The 23,138-nt window shown below is 69.6% G+C and carries 16 protein-coding genes and 1 pseudogene; 12 read left to right on the forward strand and 5 right to left on the reverse strand.

All coding sequences use genetic code 11. From position 1 onward, the window contains the following. Positions 1 to 46 precede the first annotated feature (46 nt). Both pilB and VZL07_RS05370 read right to left on the reverse strand, forming a co-directional pair. Positions 47 to 1,747, reverse strand: a complete 1,701-nt coding sequence (gene pilB, locus VZL07_RS05365) for a type IV-A pilus assembly ATPase PilB (RefSeq protein ID WP_426754257.1) — start codon at positions 1,745 to 1,747, stop codon at positions 47 to 49. Between the two features lie 204 nt (positions 1,748 to 1,951). Then, entirely contained in the window at positions 1,952 to 2,878 is a 927-nt protein-coding gene (locus tag VZL07_RS05370; RefSeq protein ID WP_426754258.1) for a bifunctional riboflavin kinase/FAD synthetase, read from the reverse strand. Positions 2,879 to 2,953: 75 nt separating this feature from the next. Here VZL07_RS05370 and trmB point away from each other — a divergent pair, with 75 nt between their 5' ends. The 6 genes from trmB to VZL07_RS05400 all read left to right on the forward strand — a co-directional run bounded on the left by trmB (position 2,954) and on the right by VZL07_RS05400 (position 9,899). Further along, on the forward strand, positions 2,954 to 3,574 hold the full coding sequence (gene trmB, locus VZL07_RS05375; RefSeq protein WP_426754259.1) for a tRNA (guanine(46)-N(7))-methyltransferase TrmB: 621 nt from the start codon (positions 2,954 to 2,956) through the stop codon (positions 3,572 to 3,574). Positions 3,575 to 3,679: 105 nt separating this feature from the next. Further along, positions 3,680 to 4,723 carry a diguanylate cyclase gene (locus VZL07_RS05380; protein ID WP_426754260.1) on the forward strand — a complete coding sequence of 348 codons (1,044 nt, stop codon included), beginning with the start codon at positions 3,680 to 3,682 and terminating at the stop codon, positions 4,721 to 4,723. Between the two features lie 56 nt (positions 4,724 to 4,779). Continuing rightward, positions 4,780 to 5,196, forward strand: coding sequence for a hypothetical protein (locus VZL07_RS05385; RefSeq protein WP_426754261.1), 417 nt, complete (start codon positions 4,780 to 4,782; stop codon positions 5,194 to 5,196). Between the two features lie 70 nt (positions 5,197 to 5,266). Next, complete coding sequence (locus VZL07_RS05390; RefSeq protein WP_426754262.1) at positions 5,267 to 6,409, forward strand: hypothetical protein; 1,143 nt, start codon at positions 5,267 to 5,269, stop codon at positions 6,407 to 6,409. A gap of 54 nt (positions 6,410 to 6,463) precedes the next feature. Continuing rightward, the gene (locus VZL07_RS05395) at positions 6,464 to 6,874 is read left to right on the forward strand and encodes a cupredoxin domain-containing protein (protein ID WP_426754263.1); all 411 of its coding nucleotides are present in this window, start codon (positions 6,464 to 6,466) and stop codon (positions 6,872 to 6,874) included. 58 nt (positions 6,875 to 6,932) lie between these two features. Then, positions 6,933 to 9,899, forward strand: coding sequence for a helicase C-terminal domain-containing protein (locus tag VZL07_RS05400; RefSeq protein WP_426754264.1), 2,967 nt, complete (start codon positions 6,933 to 6,935; stop codon positions 9,897 to 9,899). Positions 9,900 to 9,911: 12 nt separating this feature from the next. Here the strand turns inward: VZL07_RS05400 and VZL07_RS05405 are convergent, their stop codons facing one another. Both VZL07_RS05405 and VZL07_RS05410 read right to left on the reverse strand, forming a co-directional pair. Further along, the gene (locus VZL07_RS05405; protein WP_426754265.1) at positions 9,912 to 10,649 is read right to left on the reverse strand and encodes a signal protein; all 738 of its coding nucleotides are present in this window, start codon (positions 10,647 to 10,649) and stop codon (positions 9,912 to 9,914) included. Then, entirely contained in the window at positions 10,646 to 11,395 is a 750-nt protein-coding gene (locus tag VZL07_RS05410) for a HEAT repeat domain-containing protein (protein WP_426754266.1), read from the reverse strand. Before VZL07_RS05410 ends, VZL07_RS05405 begins: the two co-directional genes overlap by 4 nt. A gap of 758 nt (positions 11,396 to 12,153) precedes the next feature. Between VZL07_RS05410 and VZL07_RS05415 the strand changes: the two genes are divergently transcribed. The 6 genes and pseudogenes from VZL07_RS05415 (at position 12,154) to VZL07_RS05440 (ending at position 21,756) form a co-directional block, all read left to right on the forward strand. Then, positions 12,154 to 12,756, forward strand: coding sequence for a hypothetical protein (locus VZL07_RS05415; protein ID WP_426754267.1), 603 nt, complete (start codon positions 12,154 to 12,156; stop codon positions 12,754 to 12,756). 694 nt (positions 12,757 to 13,450) lie between these two features. Next, entirely contained in the window at positions 13,451 to 16,141 is a 2,691-nt protein-coding gene (gene alaS / locus VZL07_RS05420; RefSeq protein ID WP_426754268.1) for an alanine--tRNA ligase, read from the forward strand. Further along, on the forward strand, positions 16,138 to 16,791 hold the full coding sequence (locus tag VZL07_RS05425) for a hypothetical protein (RefSeq protein WP_426754269.1): 654 nt from the start codon (positions 16,138 to 16,140) through the stop codon (positions 16,789 to 16,791). Before alaS ends, VZL07_RS05425 begins: the two co-directional genes overlap by 4 nt. Further along, positions 16,788 to 17,081 (forward strand): annotated as a pseudogene (locus VZL07_RS05430) (TIGR02266 family protein); the annotation flags it as partial. The gene VZL07_RS05425 and the pseudogene VZL07_RS05430, both read left to right, overlap by 4 nt. A 1,845-nt stretch (positions 17,082 to 18,926) precedes the next feature. Continuing rightward, positions 18,927 to 20,969, forward strand: coding sequence for an Hsp70 family protein (locus tag VZL07_RS05435; RefSeq protein WP_426757238.1), 2,043 nt, complete (start codon positions 18,927 to 18,929; stop codon positions 20,967 to 20,969). A gap of 160 nt (positions 20,970 to 21,129) precedes the next feature. Continuing rightward, on the forward strand, positions 21,130 to 21,756 hold the full coding sequence (locus VZL07_RS05440; protein ID WP_426754270.1) for a hypothetical protein: 627 nt from the start codon (positions 21,130 to 21,132) through the stop codon (positions 21,754 to 21,756). Between the two features lie 12 nt (positions 21,757 to 21,768). Here the strand turns inward: VZL07_RS05440 and VZL07_RS05445 are convergent, their stop codons facing one another. After that, complete coding sequence (locus VZL07_RS05445; RefSeq protein WP_426754271.1) at positions 21,769 to 23,106, reverse strand: glutamate--cysteine ligase; 1,338 nt, start codon at positions 23,104 to 23,106, stop codon at positions 21,769 to 21,771. Positions 23,107 to 23,138: the final 32 nt, after the last annotated feature.

Here is a 23,138-nt window from a genome sequence, read left to right on the forward strand (position 1 = left end):
GGGGATGTCCTTCGCCTTCGGGGGGATGCGGTAGGGGTGAGGTTGACTAGAAGCGGTCCGGAGCGGTGTTACCCACCACCTCTTCCAGCGTGGTGGCGCCGTCCATCATCTTCTTGAGACCGCTCATGCGAAGGCTGCTCATGCCCAGGCGGATGGCCTCCTGCTTCAGCTCCGCGGCGGAGGCGCCGTTGATGACCAGCTCCTTGAGGCCGTCCCAGAACGGCATGACCTCGTAGATGGCCACGCGGCCCCGGTAGCCACGGTCGTTGCAGTCGCGGCACCCGACCTTCTCGTACATCGTGAAGGTGCCAATCTTGTCCGGCGGCACGCCGGCGTCGATGAGCGCCTGCTCGTCCACGTTCTCCGCCGGCTTCTTGCAGGCCGGGCACAGGCGGCGCGCCAGACGCTGGGCCAGGATGAGGTTGAGCGACGCCGTCACGAGGAAGGGCTCGATGCCCATGTTGAGCAGACGGCTCACCGTGCCCGGGGCGTCGTTGGTGTGCAGCGTGGAGAGCACCAGGTGGCCCGTGAGCGCCGCCTTGACGCCGATTTCCGCCGTCTCGAAGTCGCGGATCTCACCAATCATGATGATGTCCGGGTCCTGGCGGAGGAACGAGCGCAGCGCCGCGGCGAAGTTCAGGCCGATGTCGTCGTGCATCTGCACCTGGTTGATGCCGGCGAAGTTGAACTCGACCGGGTCCTCCGCGGTGGAGATGTTGGTGTCCACGCCGTTGAGGCTGGAGAGCGCCGAGTACAGCGTCGTCGTCTTGCCCGAGCCCGTGGGGCCCGTCACCAGCACCATGCCGTAGGGCCGGTCGATGGCTTCCTTGAACCAGGCCAGCGGCTGCGGATCGAAGCCCAGCTTCGTCATGTCCAGCTGGAGGTTGCTCTTGTCGAGCAGACGCATCACGACCTTCTCGCCGAAGAGCGTGGGGCACACGCTCACGCGGAAGTCCATCTCCTTGCCGCCGCCCATCTTGATCTTGATGCGGCCGTCCTGCGGCAGGCGCCGCTCGGAGATGTCCAGCGAGGCCATGATCTTCAAGCGCGACGTAATCGCGTTGCGCAGCTTCATCGGCGGGCGCATCACCTCGTACATCACGCCGTCGATGCGGAAGCGGACGCGGAAGTCCTTCTCGTACGGCTCGACGTGGATATCGGACGCGCGCTTCTTGATGGCGTCCATGAGGATGAGGTTCACCAGCTTGACCACGGGCGCGTCGTCCGCGGCCTTGGCCATCTCATCGATGTTCTCCGCCTCTTCCTTGGTGACCTCGATGTCGTCACCGACGTCGCCGACGATGTCCTCGAGCGACGGGCCCTTCTCCGCGTAGTAGCGCTCGATGGCCTCGCGGATGGAAACCTCGGAGGCGACCACCGTCTCGATGTTGTAGCCGGTGAGGAACTTCAGGTCGTCGACCGCGAAGATGTTCGACGGGTCGCACATGGCCACGATGAGTGACGGGCCCGCGCGGTTGACGGGCACCACCAGGTGCTTCTCCGCCACTTCCTTCGGCACCAGCTTGATGATGTCCGGCTCGACGTCGAAGTCCTTCAGGTTGATGGCCGGCACGCCGTACTGCTTGGAGAGGAAGTCGGTCAGCTTCGACTCCTCGATGGCGCCCGTCTTGACGAGGGCGGTGCCGATGCGCGTGCCGTTCTTCTGCTGTTCTTCCTGGGCCTTGCGCAGCTGCTGAACGGAGATGAGGTTCTCGCGAACCAGCAGTTCACCGAGTCGACCGGACATTCGTTGATGCCTCTTCCTTGAAGAAGAAAGAAGCGGGCGGGGGCCCGCCTCCGAGCTCAGAGACGTGAGAGCAGTGCCGGGGGTGATCCACACCCATGGCACGGTTCCTGATTGCGAATTAGAGGGGAGCCGCTCGCGCGCGTCAAGGCGCCCTCGCCTGCTCCCCTGCTGTCACAACCCGTTGAACGGACACGGGAAAATTGCTCAATCATCCGCGCGCGCAATCACGGCGCGAGCGGACTCCACATCGCGTTTGATCTGCCCCGTCAGCTCGGCGACCGAGCCGAAGCGCTGCTCGGGGCGCAGGCGCTCGAGGAACTGCACGCGCAGCTCCTTGCCGTACAGGTCTCCGGCGAAGTCGAGCAGGTGCGCCTCGATGGTGACCTCCGTGCCGCCAAAGGTGGGCTTCACACCGATGTTCGCGGCCCCGCCATGCCAGGTGCCTTTTGACTCGCCCGGCAGGTGGACGCGGATCGCGTAGACACCCGGTGCGGGCCGGAGCTCGTTCTGTGTGTCCACGTTCGCGGTGGGGAAGCCGATGCCCCGCCCCCGCCCCGCACCGGACACCACCGTGCCGTCCAGGTCGAAGGGGCGCCCCAGCAGCCGCCTCGCGGCGGACACGCGCCCCTCTAGAATGTACTCGCGCACCCGGGACGACGACGCCACCACGCCATCCACCGTGACGGGCGGCACGACGTGCACGGAGGCGCCGCGCCGGGCCGCGGCCTCGCGCAGGGTGTCCACGGTGCCCTTGCGGGCCGCGCCGTACGTGAAGTCACTGCCCACCACGACATGCGCCACGCCGAGCGTGTCGAACAACGCGGCCTCGAAGTCGGCCGGCGGCGTGCGCGCGTACTCGCGGGTGAAGGGCTGCACCACCGCGGCGTCCAGGCCGAACTGCTCGAACAGCTCCAGCTTGCGCGGCAGCAGGGTGATGAGCTTCGGCGCCAGCTCTGGCTGGAGCACCTTGCCCGGGTGGGGATGGAAGGTGAAGGCCGCGGCCCGACCGTGCCTGCGCGCCTCCGCGAAGAGGGCCTGGTGGCCCACGTGCACACCGTCGAAGTTGCCCAACGCGAGCGCCTGTCCAGCCAGCGCCCGGCCCGCTTCCGACACCGCAGGGAAGACCTTCATGGGCTCCCGTATACTCCAGGCCCCGCGTTTTTCCCTGGCCAAACCCGCCACCTCCATGGTTGGTGGCGCCCGCCCATGTCCCGTCCCCGCCTGCTTCCCGAGCCCGTCGGACTCAAGTTCGTCACCCAGGAGACCCCTCCCGACTGGGATGCGGAGTTCGGCTTCGGGGGCCCGCTCGAGCTGGAAATCGGCTCCGGCGCCGGCGGCCACGCCCTGGAGTACTGCCGCCGCCACCCCGAGGTGCGCTACGTCGCCTTCGAGTGGCGCAAGAAGTACGCGCGCGACACCCAGGACCGCGCCAACAAGGCCGGCCTGCGCAACCTGCGCGTCATCGAGGCCGATGCCCGCTTCGTCGTGCCTCGCATCTTCGCGCCCGGCTCGCTCGCCGCCATCCACCTCCAGTTCCCCGACCCCTGGTGGAAGCGCTCCCACGCCAAGCGCGCCGTGATTCAGCCCGCCTTCGCCGAGCTCCTGTACGGCAAGCTCGCACCGGGCGGCCGCTTCGACATGCGCACCGACGTCCAGGACCGCGGGGTGACCATGCTCGCCATCCTGGAATCCGCTGGTTTCAAGAACCCCCTGGGTTCAGGTGTTTTCCACCCCTATGACCCGGAAGAAGTGCCGTCCACGCGTGAGCGCCGGTATCTCGCCAGCGGCGAGCCGGTGTACCGGGCGCGGCTAGTGAAGCCTGCCTGACGTCGGCCTCCGCGCACATGCCCAGGGTCTTGCATCCAGAGTACGGGCAGTGAGAATGGCGGCCATGCCCGCACCGCGGGATGATTGCTCCGGGGGCGAGACAGCATGGCGGATGGCGAACGGAAGAGGACGCTGGAGGTCGCCCGCCGTGCCTCACCTGGAGGAGCGCTGGAGGGCCGCACGGTGCTCATCGTGGACGATGACCCGGCGCACGTCCGGCACGTCCGCGACGGCCTGGCGCCGCACGGCTACCTCTTCACCGAAGCCCATGACGGCGCCCAGGCGCTGTCCGCCATCCGGGAGTCGCGCCCAGACCTCATCCTCATGGACGTGGAGATGCCGGGGCTGGGCGGCGTGGAGGTGTGCCGCATCGTCAAGGCGAACGCGAGCGAGGACGGCTTCGGTTTCATCCCGGTGATTCTCATGACGGCGCGGCAGGCCGCGGGGAAGGTGGAGGGGCTGGAGCTGGGCGCTGACGACTACCTGGTGAAGCCCTTCGACATGCTCGAGCTGTCCGCCCGCGTGAAGTCCATGCTGCGGCTGAAGGCGCTCCAGGACGCGTTGGTGGAGAAGAACCGCGAGCTGGACCGCGCCAACAAGGAGCTGGCGGCGAAGCGCGAGGAGCTGCTGGCCCTCACCCGCACCGATGCGCTCACCGGCCTGGCCAACCGGCGCGCGTTCGAGGAACGGCTGCACGACGAGTTCGCCCGCTCGCGCCGCTACGGCGCCCCCCTCTCGCTGGTGATGCTCGACATCGACCACTTCAAGCGCATCAACGACAGCTTCGGGCACCCCTTCGGCGACCAGGTGCTGAAGGCGGTGGCACAGACGGCGCGCGCGCGGCTGAGGGAGGTGGACCTGCTGGCGCGCTATGGCGGCGAGGAGTTCATCGCCCTGCTGCCGGAGACGGCGCCCGAGGACGCGCTCCGGGTCTGCGAGCGCGTGCGAGACGCCATCGCGGCGCTGGAGCTGGTGCATGTGGGTGGGAATGGAAGGCCCCAGGACGTGCGGCTGACTGCGTCATTGGGTGTGGCCACCGTCCCGTCAGGAGACCTGCCGAGCGCGGAGGCACTGCTACGGGCGGCCGACATCAGCCTCTATGCGGCCAAGGAAGCGGGACGCAATCGCGTCCATCAGCACGCCGCGTGACATGTCCGCACCTCGGGCTTTTCCCCGGCGGCGCTTTGACCTAAACCCCTGTCCCCATGCGCCTCTCCGCGACGATGCCCTGGCTGGTGGCCCTGGTCCTGCTGGGCCTGGCTGGCTGCAACCGGCCCCGTTTCGGCACTCCGCAGGATGCCTACACGTCCTTCCATCGGCTGGTGAAGCGAGGGGAGCTGCAGCAGGCGTGGGGCGCGCTGTCCAAGCCCACCCAGGACGTGCTGGCCGAGCGTGCGAAGGTGGTGGGCCAGGCCTCTGGCGGGGAAGAAAAACCCGAGCCCATGGCTCTCTTCTTCGCGAATGTCCCTCCGCCTCCGGATGTTACGGAGGTCTCGCTGGTCCGGGAGGAGGGAGACGAAGCGACAGTGCTCGTGCGCACGGCAGGAAGTTCCCACGAGGTCCGGATGGTCCGAGAGCCCTCCGGGTGGAAGGTCGACCTTTCAGCATCCCTCCAGCCGTGAAGCCGGGTATGCCCGGTAAACTCGCATCAGGTAACGTACGACTGTGAACGACAGGAAGACACGGCGGGTCATGCCCGCGGTCGAAGTCATCCGGCGCCCGGCAGCGACGCCCGGCACGTCCGCTTCGACCCCGACACCGGCGCCCACGCCGCGCCCCACGCCCACCCCACGCCCCACCGGCGTGGCCCCCACGCCGCGGCCCGCGGGTGCGGCTCCCCTGCCTACACCCCGTCCCACGCCCACCGGCACGCCACCGGCGCCGCGTCCCGCGCCGACGGGCGTGGCTCCCACGCCTCGCCCCACGGGCACGGCGCCCAGCCCCCGGCCGCTCGCTCCCCGACCCTCGGGAATGGGGGGCAATGCCCCGGCGCCTGGACGTGCCCCGGGTGGTTTTGGCGCACGGCCCGGCGGGTTCCGTCCCTCCACGCCCCGGCCGCCCCCGACGCCCGAGCAGATTCAGGCACTGGCGGTGCGTGAGCGCGTCCCCGCCCGCATCGCCAAGGGCGAGCTGGAAGGGAAGATGAAGTGCCGCATCTGGCGCAAGCTGCACGCCGAGGAGGCGAAGCGCTTCGACCAGGTGTACGAGCTCATGGGCCAGACGCCGGGCCTGTCGCTGGGTGACGCCTTCGGCGTGCTCCAGAGCGGCATGACGGTGGCGGAGTTCATGGCTCGCAAGGAGCGCACGCAGCGCAAGGCGGCCATCAAGCAGGCCCGTGGCGAGGTCGAGAACGCCGTGGTGGCGGAGTTCCTCGCCAGCCTCATCCGCGACAAAGCCGAGGTCTCCGTGGTCCTCGCGGAGCGCTCCCTGCTCGACACGCTGCAGGTCGAGGAGCCCATCGCCTTCACGCTGGAGCGCACGGGCCGCCTGGAGAAGCTGCAGGTAGTGCTGCTGTCCCGGCGCGCGGATTGGGAGCGGCTGCTGCCCGGCCTGGAGCGCGACGCGAAGCTGACGCAGAAGCCGGCCGCGGTGGCGCGTCAGCCGGACAAGCGTCCGCATTCGGACCCGCGCGCCTTCCTGGACCACATCGGCACCTCGCCACGGCTGGTGCTGCGCAACGGCATCACCCTGCAGCTCCCGCTGCTACGCGTGGGCCGGTTCGACCTGCTGCTCGGTGAAGAGGGGCACGAGGTGTTCGTCCCACTGCACGCCCTGCTCCGCTTCGAGCCCGCTCCTTCCACCTCCGATGAGAGCGCCCCCGCGGACGAGGCCTGAGGCCCGTCACCGCGGGGCGCGCGGCCCCTCCTCGACTTCACCGCTGAGACTCACATGCGCCCGTTCATCTCCCGCATCATCAAGCCCTGGCTCGCCCTGGTCGCAACGGCCGCCATGGTGGGCATCACCCAGCAAGGGTGCACCAAGGACGCCGACGCGGCGAAGGCGCCCCCCGTCCCCGAGAAGCGGGAGAACGGCGTGCGCATCGTCGAGCTGTCCGTGACGGAGAAGGGCTACGAGCCCAGCCCCGTGAATCTGAAGAAGGGCGAGCCGGTGAAGTTGGTGGTGACCCGCAAGACGGACCACACCTGCGCCACCGAGGTCGTCATGGACGGCTACGACATCAACACGCCGCTGCCGCTCAACCAGCCGGTGGAGATTTCCTTCACGCCGAAGGAGTCCGGCAAGCTGGTGTACGGCTGCGCCATGAACAAGATGATTTCCGGCGTTTTCATGGTCGACTGACGACCGGCTGGCCGATTTCTGGGCAGCGCCACCGGGAGGAGTAGTCTCGGCGCCCTGAATGGGCGGCGCGGCGGAGCTCTTCACCCGGCATGTCTTCCTCGACCTCGAGACCACGGGGCTGGACCCTCGTGTGGACGAGATCATCGAGCTGGGCTGCATCTTCTTCGAGAACGGGCGCGAGGTGGACCGCTTCGCGCGCCTGTACTCGGCGTCGCGGCCCCTCCCCCTCACCATCCGGCGGCTGACGGGCCTGACGGACGCCGACCTCGCGGGCAGGCCCCGCTTCGGCACCGACATGGCGGAGCTGCGAGAGCGGCTCACCGGCTGGACGGTGGTGGCGCACAACGCCCCCTTCGAAAAGGGCTTCCTGCCGGACCTGCTGGGCCCCATCCGCGCCCCGGTGCTCGATTCGTGCGAGCTGATGCACTACCTGCACCCGGAGCTGACCAGCCACTCGCTGGAGTCGCTGCTGCGCTGGGCCGGGCTCGCACTGCGGCAGCCGCACCGCGCTGTGTCCGACTGCGAGTCGGTGTACTCAGTGCTGGTGCACGCCATGGACCGCTGCATCCGCGAGGGCCGCGGTGATGACGTCGTGGACCTGCTCGCCGCGCTGGATCCGCGCAAGGGCGCGGAGCTGCGACTCGCCATGGAGGGCGTGGGCCTGACGAACGGCGCGAGCGGCGCCTTCGACTACGAGGAATGGCCGCTGGTCGACCTACTGTCTCGGCTGGCCGCCGCATGTCGTGCGGAGGCCGCGCCCCTGGCGCTGGAGGCACAAGGTTTCCTGCGCGGACGCCCCGAGCGACGGCGCGCGGGCGGCGCGAGCGCACCGCCGGAGCCCGAGGCCGATGCCCCCGTGTTGCCGGTGCGGCCGGACGAGGTCGACGCGCTGCTGGGCGCGGGCGGCGCGCTGGAGCAGTCCGGCGAGGGCTTCGTGAGCCGCGCCGCACAGCTCGACGTGGCGCACGCCGTGGCACGTGCGCTGTCGGACGGCGGGCAGCTCGCGGTGGAAGCCGGGACGGGTACGGGCAAGTCGCTGGCGTACCTGGCCCCCGCGGCCCTCTTCGCGGCACGCAACGGTCGCAAGGTGGGCGTCGCGCCGCACACGAAGACGCTGCAGGACCAGCTCCTGGAGAAGGACCTGCCCCGGCTGCACCGGGCGACCCAGGGCGCCTTCGGCTACGCACTGCTGAAGGGCCAGACGAACTACCTGTGCCGCCGCCGCGCGCTGGAGGCCACGCGCGTGGAGCCCGGCATGGGGCACGCCGCGCGAGCGCCCCGGGCCTATCTGCGCGCGTACCTGCGTCGCAGCGGCGAGGGCGACCTGGACCGGCTGAGCCACTGGTTCCGCGAGCGCTTCCCGGTGCTGATGGCGCTGGTGCCCGCCGTGCGCTCCGAGGCGTCGACGACGCTGGGCGAGAAGTGCCCGCACTACCACCGGTGCTTCTATCACTCGGCCGTGGCCCAGGCGCGTGAGGCGGACGTGCTGGTCATCAACCAGTCCCTCGCCTTCGCGTGGCCCGCGCGCTACCCGAAGCTGGACCACCTGGTCTTCGATGAGGCGCACGAGGTCGAGGACGTCGCGACCACCGCGCTGGCGCTGGAGCTATCGGACCTGGCCTTCCTCCGCCTCACGGAACGGCTGCACGGTCGGGACGGTCGGCGCGGGCTCTTCGCCGAGCTGAGGAAGGCGCTGAGCGCTTCACGACGGATGGAGACGCGTTCGCTCATGGGCGAGGTGGAGGATGGCCTCCGCCGGCTGCTCGACGACGCGCGCGACCTGGGTGCCCGGGTGACGGAGCTGTGCGAGCCCGCTGCGACCGCCGTGGGGGAGGACCCGGACGAGGGGGCGTACTCCCCGGAGCTGCGAATCACCGCGGCCGTTCGCGCCCTCCCCGCCTGGGAGCCTGTCCGCGAAGGACTGGAGTCCGTGCGTGGCGCGCTCCAGGCGCTGCATGTCCTGCTGTCCGTGCGCGTCCCCGCGGCGCTTCCCGAGCTGGCGGCACGCCAACCCGCGTTGGAGCGAGAGCTGTCCGGCGCCAACACGGAGCTGGGCGAGCTGGCCATGCTCGCGGGCGAGCTGGCCGGAGAGGCCGCGCCGGGCCGGTGCTACGCCGCCACCGCGGAGCCGAAACGCCAGCGCTGGAGCCTGAGCGCGCAACCTGTGGATGTGTCCACCTACGTCTCGCAGGACTTCGCCGAGAGCAAGCGCACGCTGGTGCTCGCCTCCGCGACGCTGGGCACGGGGGACGGTGTCCCCTTCGTCCTCCGGCGCCTCGGGATGGATGGCCGCGGAGGACGTCCCGCACCAAGGCTCGTGCGGGCGGCAACGCCGTTCAAGCTTCGGGAGCAGGCGCTGGTGGTGCTCGTCACCGACGCGCCGCGTGCTCACGAAGAGCCCTTCATCGAGTGGGCCTCGCTCCGGATTTCAGGCCTGGCACAGACGATGGGAGGCCGGGTGCTGGGGCTGTTCGCCTCCACACGGCGAATGGATCGCGTGGGCGCGAGCGTGCGCGCCAGGCTGGACCCACTGGGCATCGAGGTGCTGCGGCAGTCGCGCGGGCACAGCCGCTCACTGGCGGCACGGCAGGAGCGCGACACGGGCACGGTGCTCCTGGGCACCAAGAGCTTCTGGCAGGGCGTGGACATCCCGGGCCGTGGCGTGGGCTGCGTGTTCATCGACAAGCTACCGCTGGAGCCCGCACTGCGCCCCCTGGTCGCGGCGCGCGAGGAGCCCCTGTCCCGGAACGGCGGCGAGTACCTCGGGTTCCTCCACTACCGGCTGCCTCGCGCGCTCCTGCAGCTGCGGCAGGGGGTGGGCCGGCTCATCCGCTCCACCACCGACCGGGGCGTGGTCATCATCGCGGACCCGGGACACCCCAGCTACCGAGCCCACCTGATGGGAGCCCTGGATGGTTACCGCGTCGAGGCCCTCCCGTGGGCCCAGGCCCGCCTCCGCATCCACGCGATGCTGAAGGAGACAGGGCTCACCGTGGAGACGGGGCCGGAACGCTCCTGGGGGTGAGCCTGCTCGGGCTCACTCCTCCAGCCGCGACTTGTAGCGCGCATCCAGCGCGCGCAGCTCGTGGATGAGCTCGGCTGAAGCGCCCGAGTGCTCCGCGGCCAGGAGGACGTTGGACAGCGTCCTCGCGTCTTCTTCGTTCTGCTCGCGGAGCCGCTGCACCATCTTCCGCGTGGCCTCGAAGAGGTCCTGGAGCTCATCGCCCTCGCGGAGCCCGTGCTGCGGCGGGCGCAGCCGGCCGTCATGGACCTCCTGCACCATGCGGCGGATGCGGAACAGCGGACCCGCCACCCTGTGCGTCACCACGATGGTCCCCAGCGCCACCACGGCGATGAAGGCCACCAGGAAGCCGCCCAGGGCCCACCAGGTGAGCTTCTGCTGTCGCTCCAGCTCGGAGCGCTGGGCGATGATGGCGGCACGCTCGGCCTCGTAGGCCGAGTCGATGGCCTGCGCCTTCTCGCGGAAGCTCGCCTCGAAGACCGGGTCGTCCATCCGGGCCAGGAGCTCATTGGAGAGGGTGGCACCGGACAGCTCCCGGCTGACCTCCGCCGCGCGGGAGCGGGCCTCCACCGCCGCCGCCGTCTCACGCATCAGCGCCCGCGCGCCCCGGACGAGGAACACGCCCAGCAGCGCCGACAGCACCAGCGTCACCGCGACGATGTACGCCGTCAGCTTGAGCTGGAAGCTCGTGTCGAGGAGGAAGTTGCGCCAGCGCCGCTTGGCGGGCGTCAGGGGCGCCGTGGTCGTCGTCATGTCTCGCTGCTCCACTCGAAGGTCTCCGCCGCTTCCTCCACCGCGCGAGGCACCAGCGCCTTGATGAGCTCCCCCGGCTGAGCGCCCGCGGCATTCACTTCCACCTGCCCCATCAGCGACATGTCCGGGTAGGTGAGGCAGACGAGCGCCACACGCAGCCCGCCCCCCTCGGTTTCATGAAGCTCCGGGGTGATGCGGTAGCCCCGGACCCGAAGCTTCTTCAGTGTGCCCTTCGCGGCCGCCTTCGTCTCCTTCGCGGGCGCAAGCTGGGCCCCACTGCGCACCAGCCGCGAGCGCAGCCGGGCTTCCGTCACCTTCATCAGCTCGGCGGGCAGCTTGCCCGTGCGGTCCTTCACTGCCTCGAGCTGCACGTAGAAGCGCGGCGGCCGGGACTTGTACTCCTTCAGCGCGTCCACGGCCTCCCGCACCGCGGCCTGGACTGTCGCGTCCGCTTCGCCCTTGTGGGCCTGGAGGCAGTCGAGCGCGTCGAGCTCCAGCAGCTTCGCCAGGCCCTTGGCGGCAGCCGCGCGCACCAGCTCACTTTCGTCCTTCAATCCGTTGCACAGCAGAGGAACGGCCTCGGGGTCCTCCGTGGCGCCGAGCACCAGCGCCGCCTGCGAACGCGAACGCGGGTCCTTGCTCTTCTGGAGCTGCTTGCCCAGGAAGGCAATGCGGGAATCACCCTGGGCCAGGGCCGCGCATGGCGCGAGGAGCAACAGGACGAGGGCGGAGGAAAGCAGCTGCATGTGCAGGAAGGGAATCCGGAGAGTCTAACGCCGTCTGCCGATTGGCGAACAGTTGCATGGCCTTGCACGTGGAAGACAGTGGGTCATCCCCACTCCCGCGCCGGAGGGCCTTCCGCGTTCACTCCGGTCGAGGTGTCTGTTCAGACCTCGGAATGTCGCTGGCGGACACACCACCTGGGCGCTGAGCTCGGGCACACTTGAGTCGCGCACCCTATTCCAGGCCAACCGAAGGGCTGCCCGCTGGCTGGTTGGCACCGGGGCAGCGTGTCCACGGGACATCGGGTGGGGCATGGGCGGCCTTGAGTCCTGGCCCGCTTCCATTCAATGCGGCCCCGCGCCGACGTGGAGTGGCCCCCGACGGAGCCGGAAGCCTTGGTCCCGCCAGGAAATGGGCCTCCTGGGCGCCCTGGCCGGTGTTCCTCCGCCTTCTCCAAGGCCGCAGGGCCGGCAGGAATCGAGCCATCGGCTCGGGGATGTGGCGGTGATGGGGTAATGTACGCATCTCCAGGAGGGCTCACCAGGTGTCTTTCACTTCCCGGTTGGAAGGTCTGCTCCAGAACGTAGGGCTGGGCGGTATCGTGGGTGAGGTGCGTGCGCGGCTCGGGCTCAAAGGGCCTCGGGATACATCCGCGCCTCGTGGCGCAGACTTCCCCTCCCCGGCCTCCCGTGCTGCCCCCCAGCAGACCGTGGTCGAGCGCACCCCACGTCCCAGGCCTGTCGCCCCACCGCCGGCCGTCGCGCCAGCGCCCGAGCCGACCGTGGCCGAGCGCACCCCACCCCGCGGTGCGGTGACCACCGACGCGGATGCCCCTTCGGCCACGCCGACCTCGCCGGCCGAGCCCCGCCGAAAGGTGTCGGCGAAGACGCCTCGCTCCGGTGCGAAGAAGAAGCCGGCGACGCGGCAGGCCCAGGCGGCGGCGTCGAGCACGAAGGCAGAGAAGCGAACGACCCGCCCGGCCGCGAAGTCCAAGAAGCGAGCGCGCGCGGCGAAGGAGCTCGCTTCCTCCTCGAACGGGAACGGCGGCTCGGCCGTGGAACAACTGCTGGCCGCTCTGCGCAGCCACCCACGCCAACAGGAGCTCATCTCGGCGGGCAAGCAGAAGGACCAGCTCGTGCGGTCGCTCATCCCTCTCTATCTCGCGCGTTCGCTCGATGCGGACTTCGAGGTGACGTCTGGAACGACGTCCCGGTTCTGGGGGGAACTGGGCGTCACCTACGCGGCGCCGAACGCGGCCAAGGCGCTCCGACTACACGGTGGTTATGCGCAGGACACCCAGAAGGGCAAAGCCATCACGGCCCGGGGCGTCCAGTATGTGGAAGAGATGCTGAATCGCTTCGGTAACGCAGCAACAGGTACCTGAGCGAGCTGCTGAGACCAAGGGCGACCGGGCGCGTGCTGCTCCGTCGCTCGAACTCCCTTGGGTTGAACCCGCTCAACGCGGAATGCCCCCGGCTCGCCAACAGGCGCCCAGGCGCCAGGGTGAACTCCATACCGGGCGCAAGCCTGGTGCTTCGCGTCCTTGGCGCGCTGGTGCCATGTATCGCCCAAGCAGCTACCGGCGCCATCAAAGGCAAACAGCATAAAGGCTCCGTTCTCCTCGGATATCTCGAGCCTTGCCACCTGTGAACTTTGGGATGGCAGGGCCCCTCCGCGCGCCCCTGCATCCAGCGACGAGACCTCCCGCACGCGCGACAACTGAGCAACAAGCCTCATGCAACCTCCTGCGGGCGAGTGGCGACACATCTGCAGTTCACTGCATTCAACACCGCGTACACCCTATTGGCGCTGTGCGCGCAGCGCAGGTCCCGGCTCACCCGCATCCAGAGTACGCGGCACTTCGCCCACGCGTTGGAACCCGCTGGAGCCCCAACAAGCTGGCCGATGAATCGGAGCCCACGCATCCGGCTTTAGATGCCTCCTACATCGCCCGCCCTCTGCCCGCCCTCCACCCAGGCGACCGAGCGGGTCAGCCCGGGGCTCCGGGGGTCGTCCGGCACCTCATGCAACCGCCAAGAACTCCTGCGAAGCCGCCTCTTGTGGCATATACCCACACCATGCCTTCCGCCCTGACCGCCTCCGAGATCCGCGAGGCGTTCCTCAAGTTCTTCGAGGAGCGCGGCCACCGCCGTGTGGCGTCCTCCTCCCTCGTGCCCGCGAACGACCCGACGCTGATGTTCACCAACGCGGGCATGGTCCAGTTCAAGGACGTCTTCACCGGCCGTGAGAAGCGCGACTACCGCCGCGCGACCACGTCGCAGAAGTGCGTGCGCGCCGGCGGCAAGCACAACGACCTCGACAACGTGGGCTTCACCGCCCGGCACCACACGTTCTTCGAGATGCTCGGGAACTTCTCCTTCGGCGACTACTTCAAGGCCGACGCCATCGCGTACGGCTGGGAGTTCGTCACCCGGACGCTCGGCCTGGCCACCGACCGGCTCGCCGTCACCGTGTTCAACGGCGAAGGCGGCGTTCCCTGGGACGAAGAGGCCTACGAGCTCTGGAAGAAGCAGGGCGTCCCCGCCGAGCGCATCTACAAGCTCGGCCTCAAGGACAACTTCTGGGCCATGGGCGACACCGGCCCCTGCGGCCCCTGCTCCGAAATCCACTACCACCAGGGCGACGACATCCCCTGTGCCGAAGAGGCCGCGGGCCAGAAGTGCCTGGGCGTCGCGTGCGACTGCGACCGCTGGCTCGAAATCTGGAACCTCGTGTTCATGCAGTTCGAGCGCAAGGAGAAGGACGCGCCCCTCATCCCCCTGCCGAAGCCGTCCATCGACACCGGCGCGGGCCTGGAGCGCATCGCCTCCGTCGTCCAGGGCAAGCGGTCCAACTACGAGACCGACCTCTTCCAGAACATCATCGCCACCGTCAGCGAGGTGAGCGGCAAGCCCTACTCGCAGGAGACCGGCGCGTCCCACCGCGTGGTCGCGGACCACAGCCGCGCGGCGGCCTTCCTCATCTCCGACGGCGTCCAGCCCTCCAACGAGGGCCGCGGCTACGTCCTGCGCCGCATCATGCGCCGCGCCATCCGGCATGGCACCCAGCTCGGCCTGGACGACGTCTTCTTCTTCAAGGTCGTCGACCGCGTCATTGAGCTCATGGGCGACGCCTTCCCCGAGCTCAAGGAGAGCCGCACCTTCGTGCTCGAGGTCTGCCGGCACGAAGAGACGAGCTTCCGCCAGACGCTCAGCCGCGGCCTCAAGCTCATCGAGGAGGAGCTGTCCAAGCTCCAGAAGGCCGGCGGCAAGCAGCTCTCCGGCGAGGTCGTCTTCCTGCTCCACGGCACCTACGGCTTCCCGTGGGACCTGACGCAGATCATCGCGCGCGAGCGTGGCTTCGACGTGGACTTGGCCCGCTTCGAGGAAGTGCTTAGGGCGGAGGCGGACAAGAATAAGTTCGTCATCGACGTCAAGACGTTCACCGACCTCTACATGAAGCTCTCGGAGCAGCTCGGCCCCACCGAGTTCCTCGGCTACGACGGTGAGGGCCACGAGGGCGAAGGCAGCATCCGCGCCATCGTCAAGGATGGTGTTGAGGTCACCCAGGCGAACCCAGGCGACACAGTGGAACTTGTCCTCGACCGCACTCCCTTCTACGGCGAGTCTGGCGGTCAGATTGGCGACACGGGCCGCATCGTCGGTCACGGTGGCAAGGCCGTGGCGCAGGTCACAGACGCGCAGCGTCCTGTCCCTGGCCTCGTCGCCCACGTCGTCCACATCACCGAGGGTACCTTCAAGGTCGGTGACATGGTCCAGGCGGGCGTGGACGCGGAGCGGCGCAAGGCCATCCGCGCGAATCACTCCGCGACGCACCTGCTGCACAAGGCGCTCAAGCTCGTTCTCGGTGAGCACGTGAAGCAGGCGGGCTCTGTCGTCGCGCCGGACTACCTGCGCTTCGACTTCGCGCACTTCTCTCCGGCCACGTCCGAGCAGCTCGAGAAGGTCGAGGACCTGGTCAACGGCTGGATTCGCGACAACGCGGCGGCCGAGACGCGCATCATGAACCTGGAGGACGCGAAGAAGTCCGGCGCCGTCGCCATGTTCGGCGAGAAGTACGGCGAGACGGTTCGCGTCGTCACCGTGCACCCCGAGTCCACCGAGCTGTGCGGCGGCACGCACGTGCGGCGCAGCGGTGACATCGGCCTGTTCAAGATTGCCAGCGAGAGCGGCGTGGCGTCCGGCGTACGCCGTATCGTCGCGCTGACCGGCATCGGCGCGCTCCAGTACGTCCGCGAGCAGGAGCACGAGCTGCGCAAGGTGGCCGAGCTGCTGAAGTCGAACCCCAAGGAGGTCTCCAAGCGCGTCGAGGCGACCCAGAAGCGCGTCAAGGAGCTGGAGCGCAAGGTCGAGGAGGTCGCGGTCAAGGCGCAGACGGCCAGCAGCAAGGACCTGATGGAGCAGGCCCGCGACGTGAACGGCATGAAGGTCCTCGCCACCAAGGTGGACGCGGCGGACGACAACGTCCTGCGCGGCATGGCGGACCAGCTCCGGGACCGCATCCGTTCGGGCGTGGTCGCCATCGGCGGCGAGAAAGACGGCCGCGCCATCATCCTGGTCGCGGCCACCAAGGACGTCGTGGCCAAGGGCATCAACGCCGGCGCGCTGGTGCGTGAGATGGCCAAGGAGGTCGGTGGCAAGGGCGGCGGCAAGGCGGAGATGGCCCAGGCCGGTGGCCCCGATGCCTCGAAGCTCCCCGCGGCGCTCGAGAAGCTGTACGAGCTGGTGAAGGGCGTGGGCGCGGCGTGAACAACCACCGGGCCTCCGCTTCCGTGGCACTCCTGGCGGCCGTCCTCTTCCTGGGCGGCTGCAAGGAGGAGTCCGTGCCCGAGTACCCGGGTGCGGGTGACGACCGGACGCTCCAGAAGCTCCGCCAGGAGGTGGACCGGGTCAACCAGGGAGGGCGCCCCTCCCAGGGCCCCGAAGCCACTCGCGGAGACCCGAACGCGAACCTCGCTGGACTGGCCGCGGGCATCAACGCTCCCACCGAACGCACCTGGGAGCTCCCCTCTCCCAACGAGGCCGTGCGCGTGGACGCCCTGTCCGTGAAGCTCACCGGGCTGGAGTCCTCGCACTCGGTGAAGGGCTCGGGGAAGGTGAGCGTGACGTCCGAGGACCTGTTCTTCCGCGTGCAGCTCGCGACGCACAACGCAGGCAGCACGCCGCTGACGCTGGACCTGGATGGCGCGAAGCTCGTGGGAGCCGAGGGCCAGTCGCATGTCGTGGCCCGTGACGCCCAGGCGGTCGCGGGCACCCGGCCGCTGCGACGCACCTGGGCTCCGGACGAGCGCACCGACGTGGTCCTCCTGTTCGAGCTTCCTCCGGAGGCCCTCCGGGATGACGGGCTGCACCTGCTTCTTCAGGGCTCCGGGGGGGATGCGCGGATTCCCTTGAAATGAGCGGGACCGCATCCAACCTCCTCCCGCTTCGTATCCGCCTCCCGTACACGACGGAGGAGGAGTTCATCGACAAGTACGGCTCGAACGTGGCGCGCGGCGGCGTGTTCGTCGCCACGCGCGCCATGAAGCCCGAAGGCACCGGGCTCGCGTTCGAGTTCGTCCTCGCGGATGGAACCCGGCTGCTTCGCGGCGAAGGCGTTGTCGTGAAGGCCCAGGTGGACTCCATGGGCGGGCGTACCGGCATGACGGTGCGCTTCGTGAAGCTGGATGCCGCCAGCAAGTCGCTCGTCGACCGGGTCGTGGCCCGGCGCACGGGCGCATCAGAGCCTCCACAGCCTCCCGCGCAGCCCGCCCCCGCGCCAGCAGCGCACACGCCAACGCCGCCGCCTGGGCTCGTTCGCCGTGCGCCGGGGGCGCGGACGTCGAACCCTGTGCGCGCCACGACGGTGTCCTCGCAAGACGCGACCCGCGCTGAGGTGGCGACAGCCGACGCCGCAATTGCCAAGGCCGTCCAAGCGGCTCCTGCGGTTGCAGACAAGCCGCCCCTCCCCGCCGCGCTACCCAACGCGGAGACCGTAACGAAGGGACGTCAGACAGCGGCCAGATCTCTGCCGGATGCGACGAGCGCCAGCCCAGTGGCGGCTCCATCCAAGCCGGATGCAGCCTCTGAAACGGGCGTGGATGCAAAGCCCCAAGCGTCCGCGGATGTACCGAGCGACAGCACGGCCGGACATGGTTCGACGAGCAGTGACACGGAACCTGAGTCCCCGCCCGCTTCAGATGCGCTGGCTGAACCCGAGCCCCCCAGGCACGCCACCCCTCAGTTCGAGTCCGATTCGAACGAAGGACTCGGCTTCGCCATCGCCGCGAGGCTTGCGGCGACCGAGACGAATGACGCGAGCTCCGCCCCTGCTGAGCGCCGGGTGGCCATTCGGGAGACCGAGCCCCCCAGCGAGGTGGCCGCTCCGCTCGCGGCTCCACCTGCCACGATTAATGGTGCGGGAGGTTCTCAAGGCGCTGATCCCGCCGAATCGGCACGTAGGCTTGAAGATGGTGATGACTCGGCGGCCGAAGCGCTGCACCGTGATGAAACGGGTGCGAAGCCAGCGCCCCCTAGCGCGTTGTTGGACAGTGGCGAGCCTGATGCCCGCTCGGATAAGGCCCCCACTCCCGTAACAGAGCCCTACGAAAGGCCTGACAGCGAAGCACCTGCCACCGCTCACGTCACCGCGTCACACAAGCTGGCTGCGCCGGAAGTATCCACGCCAACCGCCGTAGCCGACGCGGCCTCCCGCCGTCCAACGCCGTCTGATGAGCTTGGGCCTGCAGCAGGGACTCCGCCGGTCGTCGGAACGAGCGGAGCAGCCGACGCCCGCGGAACTGCGGTTACCGAGGCAGATGCTGTAACAGCCGCGACCTCTACAGCAGCAGCCGTGGGCCCGCGTTCAGAGCCATCCGCCGTTACCTCCGACGCGACAGACACGCTCGTTCCTCCGGTGGCGGACACTCCACGCAAGGCGCCAGAGGCCGAGGCACACACGGGTCGGCACGCGGCAGGCCCGGCCCAAGAAGCCGAGACAGGCTCGCGTTCTCCTTCGGCTGCGGACCTCACCGAGACGCCAAGCGCCGAGCATGAAGCCGGGACAGGCACGAGTCCTTCCCCCGCTGCAGACAACACGCTCAAAGAGCCAGGCTCCAAGCCAGATGACGAGACAATCACGCGTCCTGGCTTGGAGGCCTCAAGCAAGAGTGCTGCGCCCGTAGGTGCTACGGGCACGACACCGCTTTCGGGGGCTGCTACCGAGAACACCGAGCGCAGTGGCGCGAATAACACCGCTCCTTCCGAAGAGCCCGCCAGCGAACGCGTCGCTTCTGATGCGGAGACGGGCACTCGCCCGCCGCCGGCTGCCGCCAGCGAACGTATCGTTTCTGCTGCGGAGATGGGCACTCGCCCGCCGCCGGCTGATTCCAGCGAACGTATCGTTTCTGATGCGGAGATGGGCACTCGCCCGCCGCTGGATGCCGCCAGCGGACGTGCAGTATCGAGCGGCGCGGTCGAGACGTCCCCCTCGACCACCGTTGCGAATGAAGCCGCCTCTGATTCCGCAACGACCGCCACGACGGACATCGAGTCCGTGGGGACCTCTGCATCCTCGGGAACCACCGTCCTTGACGATGCGTCGGGCAAGTCGAACTCCACACCGTCCGCCGCCCAGGGCCCTGTTCCCCCGACGCCTGACGGGAACACGCCCGCCGTCGCAGCGGAGTCGGCAACCGTAGCCACCGGCCAGACAGCCTCCATCGAGAGCCAGGCTCCAGGTCCGGCGCTGGTCAACGACGCTTCGGAGTCGGCACGGCAGCCACTCCCAAGAAACGAGCAAGCACCCGCCGACGCACTGCCCCTGTCCAACGCCGACACCGCGGCGCAGAAGCCCACCCGCGACGAAGCCGCGGCCCGCGCTCCCTCCGAGCCAGCGAAGGCCGAGCCAGGCCGCCCCGAGTCCGAGTCCACGCCGGCCAACTCCGTCGACGCGGACGCGCCCCGGAACCGCCGCCGCGCCCTGTTCGAAGTGCCTCCACCGGCGACGGCCGCGACGCCTGCGTCGCCCGAGGTGGTGCTCGGCATCGACCTGGGCACGACCCATGCCCGCGTCGCGGTCGTCCAGGACGGTACGCCGACGCTCATTCCAGTCCCCGGTAGCAGCGCCACGGACCTCCCCGCCCTCATCGCCGTGAACGGCAGTGGAGACCTCGTTGTCGGAACCGCCGCACAGACCGAGGGAGCCCGCGCCCCTCGCCGTGCCGTTTCCGGCCTCAAGCGGCTGCTGGGCCTGCGGCCCCGCTCTCCGCAGCTCCGCTGGCTGGCCCCGCTGCTCCCCTATCCCGTCACCACGGATACGAACGGAGATGCCGCCGTCGAAGTCCGAGGCCGCGTCATCTCCCCCACCCTGTTCACGGCCATGCTGCTTCGAGAGCTGAAGCAAGCCGCCGCGACGCACCTCGGCCGCAAGCCGACTCGCGCCGTCATCTGTGCGCCGACGCACTTCACCGACCGCCAGTGCGCGGCCCTACGTGAAGCCGCCACGCTCGCGGGGCTCGACGCCCAGCGCATCCTCATCGCCCCCGCGGCGGCGGCGCTGGCGTACGCGCATGGCCGAGGACTCGCCCGAAAGCGCGTCCTCGTCGTGGACCTGGGCGGCGGCGGGCTCCAGGTCTGCGTGGTGCAAGTCACCGGCGACGACCTCGAGGTCATCACCACCGGCGGGGACGCCACCCTGGGCGGCATGGACTTCGACACCCGCATCGCCGAGGCGCTCGCCAGCGACCTCTCCGAGCAGGGTGTCCCCAAGCCGGACCACCCGCTCGACTGGATGTCCCTGCGCACCGCGGCCGAGTCCGCGAAGGTGGCCCTCTCCACCCAGGACCAGGTGGACGTCTCGCTCGCGTCGGGCGCCGTGCCGCCCTTCAACCGCGAGCGCGTGGAAGCCCTCACCGCGGACCTCGCCCAGCGCGTCACCACGGTGGTCCGCGACGTCCTCGACTCCAACGCGCTCTCGCCCCAGGGGCTGGATGCGGTGCTCCTCGTCGGCGGGCAGAGCGCCACGCCCATGGTCCGCCGCCGGCTCGAGGAGAGCCTCGGCGTCAGCGTGCGCGACGACGTGGACACGAAGAACAGCGTGGCCTTGGGCGCCGCGCTGCTCGGGCAGGGCCTGCTGCTCGCCGAGGCCGGCAAGCCCGCGGCGACCGTCTCCGAAGTCCTCTCCTCGCCTCTGGCCGTCGCCGAGCGCGGAGGAACCCTGCGCCGCGTCCTCGAGCGCAACACCCGTCTGCCCGCGACCAAGACGCTCGTGGTGCCCTGCGCCCCCGGTCCGCTCGAGGTCGCCGTCTTCCAGGGCATCTCCCCCCAGGCCACGGACGCCGAGTACCTCGGCCGCCTCGCCCTCAACGTGGAGCGCGCGGGCGAGGTGGAGCTGCACTTCGCGCTCTCCGCGGACGGAGCCCTGTCCCTGGAGGCCACGCTGCCCGGCGTGAAGCGGCACGCGGTGTCCCTGAGCACCGAGCACCTGGATGACGCTGCCTTCGACGCGCTCATTGCCCGCTCACCGTGGGCCCCCGACCCGGAGCCCCGTCCGGGGGGCCTGCTCTCCGGGCTCAAGAAGCTCTTCGGCCGTCGCTGAGCCCCTGCCCGCCCGACCGGGTGGAAGCCCCGGCGGCTCCCGCCCCAGGGGCCGATGCGGCCGCGGCCCTCCAGGCCACCGTGCGCCCCTGCGGCTCTCTCTGTAACCGTGGCGACAGATGCCCAGTTTTCCGGTGACTGTTTTCCCGGGGAGGGATGCGATGCGACGTTCGATTGCGGGCGGAGTGGCCACGACGGCGCTGGGCCTGGCGGGACCGGCCCTGGCCATGGAGGCACAGCAGGTGGGCGAGCGGCTTCGTTTCGACGAGCGGCCGCTGGTGGGGGCGGACGTCCGCGTTGGCCTCGGCGGCTTCACAGGAGGCCTGGCGGACACCACGAACGTGGGCATGCTGCTGGGCATTAGCGCCAGCGCCTTCCCGTGGCAGTACGGCGGCGTCGAGGTGGGCTACGAAGGTCAGCGCTTCCCCCTCGATGACACGCGGCTGCCCGACAACGGCGATGGCGAGGGCGTCTGGCGGCACAACGCCACGCTGCTCGCCAAGGCAGGCCCGCTCATCGACGAGAAGTGGCGGCCCTTCGTTGGCGCGGGCGTGGGCCTGAGCTACCTCAACCCGTCTGATGGCGCGGACCGGTACTACAACAACGACTGGCAGACGGAGCTCCCGCTGGCCGCGGGCCTGGACTACCGCTTCGGCAACTTCGTGGCCGGTGCACGCGCCACCTACCGGTTCGTCGGCGGTGAGGGACTCGTCCGCAACCCCGTCACCAACGCCGACGAGAAGGGCAGCCTCTTCAACGGCAACGTGATGATTGGCGGCCAGTTCTAGCCGCCTCCGAAGTCAGCGTCCGAAGCCGTCGAGCAGCGCCTCGGGGCGGGGGTTCTTCTCCCACGCCTCGAGCACGGCCTGCGCGGGCGAGCGCCCCGAGGCGGCCACCTCGGCCAATGGGTCCAGCAGCGGCGCATCCAGCGGATCCAGCCGCTGCAGGCCCCGCCGAGAAATCTCCACCATCTCCGCCGCCAGCCGGTGCAGCTCCTGCGCGCCCAGGCGTCCCGCGAGGCCCTCGCGCCGGGCCGTGTCGTGGAACGCCAGGTGCTCGGTGTAGCCGAGCTTCGGCAGCAGGCGCTCGGCTTCGTCCAGCGCGGTGGCGTCGTACAGGATGCCGCGCCACAGCGCCGCGAGCGCGCCCGTCATCGCCGGGTTCACGCAGTCCGCCCCACGCACCTCCACCACCGTCTTCAGCCGCACCTCCGGGAAGAGCGTGGAGAGGTGGTCCGTCCAGTCGTTCAGGTCGGGGGGCTTGCCCTCGAAGCCCTCCTTCAGCAGCTGGCGGAAGGTCAGCTTCGGGTACAGGTACTCATTGTTGCGCCGCAGGAAGAGCAGCGGGGCGTCCAGCGCCCACTCCACGTAGGCCCGGTACGAGAACGAGCCGTCGAAGAACGCGGGCAGGTACCCGCAGCGCGTGGGGTCCACCTCGTCCCAGACGCGGTTGCGGAAGGACATGTAGCCGGAGGGCTTGCCCTCCACGATGGGGCTGTTCGCGTAGAGCGCGTTCATCAGCGGCGCCAGCCGCGCCACCACCACCGTCTTGCGGACACAGTCCGCCTCGTCCGCCCAGTCCAGTGACACCTGGCCGGTGGCCGTCATCAACATCATGTTGAGCGCCAGCCTGCCGCGCTCCGGCAGCGTGCGGCGCATGATGAGGTAGCGCGTCTTGGGCATCCACGGCATCTGCGCCGTCGTGCCGAAAGGCCGGTACCCCAGGAAGACGAGGCGCAGGCCCAGCGCCTCCGCGGCCGCCGACACCTCGGACAGGTGGGTCAGGTTCTCCGCATGTGCCTCGCGCGCGGTGACGAAGGGGCTGCCGGACAGCTCCAGCTGGCCGCCGGGCTCCAGGGAGATGGTGGCTCCGCCGCGCTGCAGCGCGATGACGGGCGACTCCGGCGTCTCCCGGAACGGGGTGTAGCCCGCGGCGGACACCCGGTTCAGCAGCGCGCCCACCCCCTGCGCGCCGTCATAGGTCGGGGGCTCGGCGCCGCCCACGGGGTAGAGGAATTTCTCGTGCTCGAGGCCCAACCGATGCGCTCCGCGGGGCTTTTCGGCGGCCCGGAAACCGGCCACCAGCATGTCAACGGAGGAGATGGGCTCTGAGGCCGCGCGCTTGAGGTCGAGTGACATTGGCGCGCCCTATATAACGTAGCCCTTCGGAC

It is taken from the genome of Pseudomyxococcus flavus (assembly GCF_050038885.1).
Lineage (GTDB): Bacteria > Myxococcota > Myxococcia > Myxococcales > Myxococcaceae > Myxococcus > Myxococcus flavus.

Excerpts from the sequence above, each read along its gene's own strand:
- trmB (WP_426754259.1), top strand. The coding sequence starts at position 2,954 with ATGTCCCGTCCCCGCCTGCTTCCCGAGCCCGTCGGACTCAAGTTCGTC.
- VZL07_RS05380 (WP_426754260.1), top strand. The coding sequence starts at position 3,680 with ATGGCGGATGGCGAACGGAAGAGGACGCTGGAGGTCGCCCGCCGTGCC.
- VZL07_RS05440 (WP_426754270.1), top strand. The coding sequence starts at position 21,130 with ATGCGACGTTCGATTGCGGGCGGAGTGGCCACGACGGCGCTGGGCCTG.
- VZL07_RS05385 (WP_426754261.1), top strand. The coding sequence starts at position 4,780 with ATGCGCCTCTCCGCGACGATGCCCTGGCTGGTGGCCCTGGTCCTGCTG.
- VZL07_RS05395 (WP_426754263.1), top strand. The coding sequence starts at position 6,464 with ATGCGCCCGTTCATCTCCCGCATCATCAAGCCCTGGCTCGCCCTGGTC.
- VZL07_RS05400 (WP_426754264.1), top strand. The coding sequence starts at position 6,933 with ATGGGCGGCGCGGCGGAGCTCTTCACCCGGCATGTCTTCCTCGACCTC.
- VZL07_RS05390 (WP_426754262.1), top strand. The coding sequence starts at position 5,267 with ATGCCCGCGGTCGAAGTCATCCGGCGCCCGGCAGCGACGCCCGGCACG.
- VZL07_RS05370 (WP_426754258.1), bottom strand. The coding sequence starts at position 2,878 with ATGAAGGTCTTCCCTGCGGTGTCGGAAGCGGGCCGGGCGCTGGCTGGA.
- VZL07_RS05410 (WP_426754266.1), bottom strand. The coding sequence starts at position 11,395 with ATGCAGCTGCTTTCCTCCGCCCTCGTCCTGTTGCTCCTCGCGCCATGC.
- VZL07_RS05405 (WP_426754265.1), bottom strand. The coding sequence starts at position 10,649 with ATGACGACGACCACGGCGCCCCTGACGCCCGCCAAGCGGCGCTGGCGC.
- alaS (WP_426754268.1), top strand. The coding sequence starts at position 13,451 with ATGCCTTCCGCCCTGACCGCCTCCGAGATCCGCGAGGCGTTCCTCAAG.
- VZL07_RS05445 (WP_426754271.1), bottom strand. The coding sequence starts at position 23,106 with ATGTCACTCGACCTCAAGCGCGCGGCCTCAGAGCCCATCTCCTCCGTT.
- pilB (WP_426754257.1), bottom strand. The coding sequence starts at position 1,747 with ATGTCCGGTCGACTCGGTGAACTGCTGGTTCGCGAGAACCTCATCTCC.